The organism is Caballeronia sp. SEWSISQ10-4 2, from assembly GCF_030464885.1.
In the GTDB taxonomy this organism is placed as follows: Bacteria; Pseudomonadota; Gammaproteobacteria; order Burkholderiales; family Burkholderiaceae; genus Caballeronia.
On the sequence record NZ_JALPRJ010000049.1, the window covers coordinates 57,914 to 64,575 of the forward strand.

A 6,662-nucleotide genomic window follows, 5' to 3' on the forward strand; every position below is an offset into this window, starting at 1 on the left:
GTCTGGAAAATCGATGACGCGATCTTGATACCGCCGATATTTATGGACAATGACAATATTTGGCAGTTTCCGTTGCCGAAAAAGCAAAGCTCCCATGAGGCATGTGTCATGCAAACCACCGCGCTGCGTTATTTTCTGGAAGTTGCCCGAAGCGGCTCGCTGAGCAAAGCGTCCGAGCGGCTGTTCGTCGCCGTATCGGCATTGAGCCGGCAAATCGCAAAGCTGGAGGACGAGATGGGCGTGCCGCTTTTCGAGCGGCGGCCGCGAGGCATGGTGCTGAGCGAAGCGGGACGTCTGCTGGCGGCGCACGCACATCGCAGCCTGATGGAGCAGGATCGCGTGACCGAGGAGATTCGCGGCCTGACGACGGACCGGCGGGCCACGATCCGCGTGTCGAGTTCCGAAGGCGTCGCACGGGATTTCCTGCCGCAGGTTTTCGTGCACTTCCTGAAGACCTGGCCGGCGGCGCATTTTCAACTGGATGTTGGGGCGCCGGCCGAGGCAACGCAGCGAGTGCGCGACGGCACCGCCGACATTGCCGTGTGCTTCAGCGTCGCGCCGGAGAAAGACGTCAACGTGCATTACGCGCAGCGTGCGCCGATTTTTGCGCTGGTCGCACAAGACCACCCGCTCGCGAAGCGGCCGTCCGTGTCGCTTTCCGACCTGACGCCGTGGCCGCTCGCGATCTTCGGCGAGGGCGTAACCGTCAGACAATTATTCGATATCTCCTGCAGTCTCGAAGGCCTGACCTTCGAGCCTGTGTTCGTGAGCAACTATGGCAGTGCGCTGCAGACTTTTGTTCAGCAAACGAAGGCGGTCACGCTGGTTGGTTACCTGACGGTTCGCAGCCGCCTCAAGCCGGACAAACTGGCAGCGGTTCCTATCAGCAACCCCGAATTGCATCAGCGGACATTGCAGGTCCAGACGATGGCGGGACGTACCTTGCCCAAAGCCGTGAGCGCGTTCCTCGAACTGCTGATAGCGGCTATTCACGATCCTTCGTGCATCGATTGATATGCGCCTGTTTTTACATAGTCATCCAGAATGAATGTTCGATGGTGAGATGCGACCGATGATCGACGGCCCCGGTTTGGCGGCCAATGAGCGCCGCGCTCTACGCAGGCCCGGGAAAAAGCGCCACGTCAGCAGCAACAATGCAAGCAGCGCGGGGCACCATTTCATATCCGTTGCTACCCGTTCGCGATGAGTCAATCGCGGGTCTCGCATGGCACTTGTCAAGGACGCCGGAGTCAACAGCCTTCTATACCCAAAACCGATCCGTTCAGCAACCGAAGCCAGATATTGCCCCCGCAGTTGGGACAGCTCTTCATGGCTTTCTACCGTGGTCGGCTTGCCCGGTACGGTCGGCACCTGTATCACCTCGTCGGCACGCCAGAATCCGATCCGGTTGCCGTTCGCATTGGTCTTCGGGATATTGACGGGCTGATCGCCTCCCACGCCGATGAGCCAGCCGTGTACCTTGCCTTCCGCGATCTCGCGCACCCGGTCGTTCGAGGGCAACACAGGCGGCGCTTCCTGCCCGTCGGTGATAAACAGCACTGCTGTATCCCGCCCGACGTCATGCGCCGTGCGCACCGCCGAATAGATTCCGCCTTCGGCTATGCGGCTCCAGTTGGTCCAGCGCATGCGCCCATCGATTTCATTAAGCGATGAAAGCAGCGCATCGAAGTTGCCGCACACTTCAGCTGGCATCATCAGCAGTAAGGTGCGCTGACCCGTGAACACACTCCATCCGACCTTTGAGCCACACGGCAACTGGCCCATTGCCTCGCGCATCATCGCCCGGGCAAACTCCAGCCGGCTCGTTGGTGCGTTGCCCGGACCAACGTCCTCCGTATCCATGCTCTGCGTGATGTCGAACGTGACGATGTAACTCGCGGTATCACGTTGCAGCGCCACGGGCGGCATCGCCAGCGCGGCGATCAGCAATAGCAGCGCGGCCGCGATCGGCCACTGCCGCCGGTCGAACCAGCCTCGCATGAGGGCGGATATCTTCACGGCAAATCCTCGGCTTCGGCGCCGCGCAACTTGACGTCGTGCTGCTCCTTGACGTCAGGCTCATCCGCGCCTTCGGACGCTTCCGGCGCAAGCCACAAGGCGCGTTCGAGGTTGTAGCGGGCATCCCAGTCACCGGGTGAGACACGCAGCAGCTGGCGGTAACGCTGCTTCGCCTGTTCGAGCAAGGGCAGCGACCTGACGGGACCGGAGCTGCTGCCGCCGGTCGCCTGATGGACATACATGTTGCCGAGATCGAACAGCGCGGCATGCGTCAGGTCGCTGTTCCCCGCGTCTTGTATCAGGCCGTCGTAGAGCTTTTGCGCGTCCGCATAAGCGCCCGTTTTCGATAACACCATCGCGCGTGCCAGCCGCACTTCGGGAGGATCGGAAGCATCGCCGCTACCGCCCCGCGTCCTGACGATGTTGCCCGTGTCGGCAAGCGTTACGGCAACGGCTTGTACTACGTCGTGAGCGTGCTTCAGTTTTAGCCCGTCATAGGCCGCAACAGCCGCGCAGCAGAGCGCGATCACGCCGAATGTCAGGTGAGTCGAAGCGCGCCTCATGCCCAACTCCTGACTTGAATGGTGTGCAGCGCCAAAAGCAAGACGCAGGACACCAGCGCCGCGGCGTAGCACCAGGCGCTCCGATCCTGACGCGGCAACTGCTCCACGAACGACACCTCGGATTTTTGCCGGCGATTGATGTCGGCCATGGCCTCAGCCATCGCGTCGGCATCGCCGGCTTGATACAGGTGATACGGCGACTTCAGCGTGACGAAAAACCGCTGCAGTTCAGCTTCCTCGGAAGTGTCATTGGCGGCTATCGCCCGGAGGTCCGGACTATAGACCCCGCTGCGCAGATAGATGAAGTAGAGGTCGATCTGATTGCGCGCGAGTCCATCCTCGATATCCCGGCGAGCCTGTGCGTCCAGCCGCGCCCCACCGTCGGACACGAACACGATTGCCCGGCGTGCTTCATAACGACGCCCGTCGAACTGGCCGATCCCCGCACGCAATCCCCGGTCGAGTTGCGTGTCCGGCATGCCGCGGCCAATGCCTGTTCCGGCAATCGCCTCCTGGATGATCTCGTGATTAGCCGTGAAGCGCACGACCGGCACCGGGCTGATGCCGAACATCATGAATGCGAGCCGGTCGTTGGGACGTTCATCGACGAAACGCGTCAGCGAGTGGCGCGCCACCTCGTTCTTCGACATGCCTCTGGTGTCGATAGGCTGACGCCCCATGGTGTCGTCCATGCTCGAACTGCGGTCCATCAGGATGAGGATTTCCGCGCCCGTGCCCGTGCGCAGCACTTGCAGATTCGAGCGTCCCGGACCTGCTAGGCCGATGACAATTGCAATAATCGTCAGCACCGCGCAAGCGCGCCATAGAACACCAATCACCCGTCCAGCGCGATCGGCCGGCAGCCACGCCACGTGGGAAAAACTCAGCGTATCGCCGCGCCGGCGCAACAGGGGTAGCAGCGCGAGCGGCAGTAGAACGAGTGCCCAGGGCTGGGCGAAATCGATGGGCGAAGTCATCGCTGCCAACGCCTTTCCGCGCGATAAAGATCGCGGCATAGGTCGAGCAATGGGAAAGGTGCATCGGATGAAGCGGCTGCGAAAAAGTGCTCGCCCGACTGCTGGTAGAAGCGTTCGAGTTGTGGCCGTAGCGGCTGCAAATGAGGGGCTTTTGCAAACAAGGCGGGCAGCGAACCGGTATGCACCACCTGTCCTGCCGTCTCGTTCAGCGCATGATGCAGGCTGAGCCATGCGTGCTCGTTGTGATTGGTGTCAGGAGTCGTTGAGCGCCGCATTTCGCGCCATGCGCGAGCGAACGGCAATTGCGCGGCTTCGCGCCGGTTGCGCCATAGCCACCAGCTCAACCACGCGAGCAAGGTCAGCGCGAGCAAGCCGACTGCCCACGTCATCTCCCGGCGAAGCGGCGCGATGGCCGCCCCCCTTGCCTGCCGATCTGGTCGCAGCGCCTGCAGGTCACCGGTGGTGAACGCAGTCTGCGGCGTCAGAGGTCCCACGCTCACGGGCCATTCAGGCACTTGCAGCAAGGCGCCGGATTGCGAGGTCAGAGTCAGCGCCGGCAACGCGACGGTGGTCAGCGTTTGCGGTGCGTTGGTGATCTGGTAGTCGATAGCTATCCATCGCCGGCCGTCTGCATCGGTTTCGATCCGGGGATTTCGGCGCTCGAACCAGACGCCGATCCTCCCTGTGGAAGGCATGGCGATAATGTCGGCGTCAGGGCTGCCGGGTTGAATCAGGATGCGTTGTGTCAGCACATCGCCCAGCACATGACCGAACGCTCGCGGTTGCTCGACTGTTGCGGGCGCTGCGCTAACTGCTGATGCGAGCATGAGGCCCATGACGACCAACAAGCTTCGTTGACTAAGGAGCAGCCTCATACGACTGCTTCCAGAAAATACCGCGACAGTGCTTCAGCGTCGAATGCGCCCTGCACGTAAAACGGCCGCAAACCGCGTTTATCGAATAGAGACTTGATCTCCGAGCGCCTCCGGGCGACAGCGTCGCGCCAGTCCTGACGCGTTTTACCGCGCAGCCATAAGGTCCGGCGTCCGCCAGTTTCCGCATCGTCGACGGATAGCAGCAAGCCTTGCGCAGGTGGCTCGATTTCGGCTTGATCCCACACGACCATCGGTATGACGTAAGCATGCGTCAATGTATCGAGTATTGAAGGCAGCCGCGTGAGCGGCCAGTGAAAATCCGACACGATGAAGATCAGCCCCTGCCGCCCTGCCAGCTTCGCCACCGCCTGTTCCAGCCCGCCGATACCGCCCGCCACGCCCGGTGTCTGAGTGCAGTCGCGCAACAGGCCGGCCATCACGTCACCGACACCCTGGCCATAACGTGCCGGTGAATAAAGTTCTTCACGCTCGGTGTTATCGAACGCGACCATACCCACCTGATCGCCCGCACGGAACGCGCTGTATCCGAGCGCGGTCACGAAATCGGCGGCAACATGCAGCTTCGATTTGAGCAGCCCGAAGTACATCGACGCCGAGACATCGATCACCACATACACTGGCACCGCGACGCGTTGCAGATGAACCCGCACTAGCCACTCGGCGGGGATGGCGCGCAAGCTCGCACGCAAGTCGACGCGGCGCGGATCGGGATGATCGAAGAGCCGTGCGTGCATGGCGAACGCCTGACCCGCACCGAAGCTCGAACCGGGATGCGAACCGGGCCGCGAACCGCCGGCGCGCATCGGCAGTCGATAGTGAAACTCGGGCATGACATTCGTTACGTTCATGGCGTTCATTGCTTCAAGGCACTGCGACCTTCGCCATGATCTGCCCGATCAGCGCTTCGGCAAGGCCCTGCCGCCGCAGTTCATAGATCGGCGTGAAGAACACCCGATGGCCGAGCGCTGGCAACAGCACTGCGTGAATGTCCTCGGGTATCAGATGCGAGCGGCCGGCGAGCCACGCCACCACCCGAGCCGCGCGCAACAGCGCGCTCATGCCGCGCGGACTGGCGCCCACGAGGATGAGCCGCTGAATGTCCACCCCTTCTAGGGCGATGTCGAATTGCTGCGGATTTTCTGTCGCTTGCCAGATGTCCAGCACGTAGCGCTCGATGGTCGCGCTGGCGCTCACGCTCCGCTGGATGGTTGCACCGATGGCGTTCAGTTGCTCCCAACGCACGACACCGGGCGTCACCTGTTCGAGCAGCGTGTCGACGTCGTGGAAGACAGGATCGAAGACGAGCGCGCGCCGGACATCTGGTTCGGACGGCGTGGGCATATTCAGTTCGAAGAGGAAACGGTCACGCGCCGCGGAGGCCAACTCGAACGTCTCTTCGCGTTCGACCTTGTTGCGATCGGCGAACACGATCATGTGCGGGAAATGGTACTCACAATCGAATGCGGAGACCGAACGTTCGGCCATTGCGCGAAGCAGCAACGATTGAACCTGTGGGCGCGCCCGGTTGATCTCGTTGAAGAAGAATGTGGCCAGGCGTTCGCCGTGGCGCAGCAATGGTCCGGGATCAATGCGCGGCTTGCCCTCGGCGTCTACATAGGTGTGATAGATCAGGTCGCCCGGCATCATGTCGATGGTGCCTTCCACGCGCCCGAAGTCTCCGCCTATGGCGCGAGAGAACGCACGCAGCACCGTCGTTTTACCTACCCCGACCCCGCCTTCCAGAAGCACGTGACCGCGGGCGAACAGCGCCACGTTGATGAGGCGGATGGTTTCACGCTGGCCTATGACAGCCGCGGCGACGCTCTGCTCCACGCGTGCTGCGTTCTCGCGCCAGTCCTGAAGCTGCTCTTCCAAAGCCATTGGCTTGCTCTCCACAAGGCTGATCGACGCACTGCGCCGCAGCATGCGGCACCGGTACGACTGAACGCATAAGTCGTACCGAGCGGGAGGCGGCGCGGAGGGAGCGCGCCGGAGGCTGGTTCAGGACGCGATTGAGGAACACACTGTCACGGTTGGTGAGACACGTTGTGCCTGCAACCATTGATGGTTTTTCGTTCGCACTCGGGGTTCTGGTTGGAGGGGTTTTGGGGTTAGCGGTCGGGGGGGATGCCGGGTTGCTGCTGCTCAGGCCTGCGGTCGTTATATGTTAGTTATTCTATTTATCACTATTAGCCACTGTGCGTGGC

The 6,662-nt window shown here is 61.8% G+C and carries 7 protein-coding genes; 1 reads left to right on the forward strand and 6 read right to left on the reverse strand.

The window, feature by feature from the left end; translation table 11 throughout:
* The first annotated feature begins 108 nt into the window (after window positions 1–108).
* Window positions 109–1,014 (forward strand): LysR family transcriptional regulator, encoded by a 906-nt coding sequence (locus M0D69_RS28545; RefSeq protein WP_301785211.1) that lies wholly within the window; start codon window positions 109–111, stop codon window positions 1,012–1,014.
* Between the two features lie 21 nt (window positions 1,015–1,035).
* Here the strand turns inward: M0D69_RS28545 and M0D69_RS28550 are convergent, their stop codons facing one another.
* From M0D69_RS28550 to M0D69_RS28575, 6 genes are read right to left on the reverse strand one after another with little or no spacing between them, the layout of a single operon-like run.
* Window positions 1,036–2,001, reverse strand: a complete 966-nt coding sequence (locus M0D69_RS28550) for an MxaL protein (protein ID WP_301785221.1) — start codon at window positions 1,999–2,001, stop codon at window positions 1,036–1,038.
* Window positions 2,002–2,015: 14 nt separating this feature from the next.
* Complete coding sequence (locus M0D69_RS28555; protein WP_301785212.1) at window positions 2,016–2,582, reverse strand: tetratricopeptide repeat protein; 567 nt, start codon at window positions 2,580–2,582, stop codon at window positions 2,016–2,018.
* Complete coding sequence (locus M0D69_RS28560; RefSeq protein ID WP_301785213.1) at window positions 2,579–3,559, reverse strand: vWA domain-containing protein; 981 nt, start codon at window positions 3,557–3,559, stop codon at window positions 2,579–2,581. Before M0D69_RS28560 ends, M0D69_RS28555 begins: the two co-directional genes overlap by 4 nt.
* On the reverse strand, window positions 3,556–4,434 hold the full coding sequence (locus M0D69_RS28565; protein WP_301785214.1) for a calcium incorporation protein MxaA: 879 nt from the start codon (window positions 4,432–4,434) through the stop codon (window positions 3,556–3,558). Before M0D69_RS28565 ends, M0D69_RS28560 begins: the two co-directional genes overlap by 4 nt.
* Complete coding sequence (locus M0D69_RS28570; protein ID WP_301785215.1) at window positions 4,431–5,303, reverse strand: DUF58 domain-containing protein; 873 nt, start codon at window positions 5,301–5,303, stop codon at window positions 4,431–4,433. The genes M0D69_RS28565 and M0D69_RS28570 overlap by 4 nt, the downstream gene beginning before the upstream one ends.
* A gap of 13 nt (window positions 5,304–5,316) precedes the next feature.
* A complete protein-coding gene (locus M0D69_RS28575) occupies window positions 5,317–6,336 on the reverse strand; it encodes a MoxR family ATPase (RefSeq protein ID WP_301785216.1) in 1,020 nt (339 codons plus the stop codon).
* Between the last annotated feature and the right edge of the window lie 326 nt (window positions 6,337–6,662).

Bases quoted from the DNA above. Each gene is read 5' to 3' on its own strand.
- M0D69_RS28570 (WP_301785215.1), bottom strand. From the start codon at position 5,303: ATGAACGTAACGAATGTCATGCCCGAGTTTCACTATCGACTGCCGATG.
- M0D69_RS28545 (WP_301785211.1), top strand. From the start codon at position 109: ATGCAAACCACCGCGCTGCGTTATTTTCTGGAAGTTGCCCGAAGCGGC.
- M0D69_RS28555 (WP_301785212.1), bottom strand. From the start codon at position 2,582: ATGAGGCGCGCTTCGACTCACCTGACATTCGGCGTGATCGCGCTCTGC.
- M0D69_RS28565 (WP_301785214.1), bottom strand. From the start codon at position 4,434: ATGAGGCTGCTCCTTAGTCAACGAAGCTTGTTGGTCGTCATGGGCCTC.
- M0D69_RS28560 (WP_301785213.1), bottom strand. From the start codon at position 3,559: ATGACTTCGCCCATCGATTTCGCCCAGCCCTGGGCACTCGTTCTACTG.
- M0D69_RS28550 (WP_301785221.1), bottom strand. From the start codon at position 2,001: ATGCGAGGCTGGTTCGACCGGCGGCAGTGGCCGATCGCGGCCGCGCTG.
- M0D69_RS28575 (WP_301785216.1), bottom strand. From the start codon at position 6,336: ATGGCTTTGGAAGAGCAGCTTCAGGACTGGCGCGAGAACGCAGCACGC.